Consider the following 396-nt stretch of genomic DNA (forward strand, 5'->3'; position numbering starts at 1 on the left):
ATCATGGTCACCACTTAGCAGAAGGATTGGACCTTTAATGTTTTCTACTTTAATCAACGCTTCCGTTTTACCTTTTTTCTCATATTTTTCAATCGCTTGTACCATATCTTTATTGCAGTATTTATCTTTGGAGTTAAATAAAGATTTCATTAACCTTTTTACTCCTGTACTTGAAGGTACAAAGGGAAGTTCCTGCCCATTCTGTGACCATGATGAACTCTGCTTTTTTGTTCCATAGCCTTCTAATACATGACTTGTAGGTGCCATTGCAACAACACCTTTAATATTGCTATTTTTAGAAGCAGCAAGTAGGGCGAGCTCGGCCCCTTTTGATATGCCATACACGACAATATGCTTGTTGTTGGTAAATTCTCTCTCTTTAATCCAATCTACTGC

General features: G+C 37.1%; 1 protein-coding gene. It reads right to left on the bottom strand.

Annotated features, from left to right (window positions below):
• Positions 1 to 396: acyl-CoA thioester hydrolase/BAAT C-terminal domain-containing protein (locus tag AOA61_RS30820; RefSeq protein ID WP_218197339.1), on the bottom strand; the 396-nt coding region annotated here is incomplete at both ends.

Origin of the sequence: Pseudomonas sp. 2995-1 (assembly GCF_002742505.1) — a bacterium.
Taxonomy (GTDB): Bacteria; Pseudomonadota; Gammaproteobacteria; order Pseudomonadales; family Pseudomonadaceae; genus Aquipseudomonas; species Aquipseudomonas sivasensis.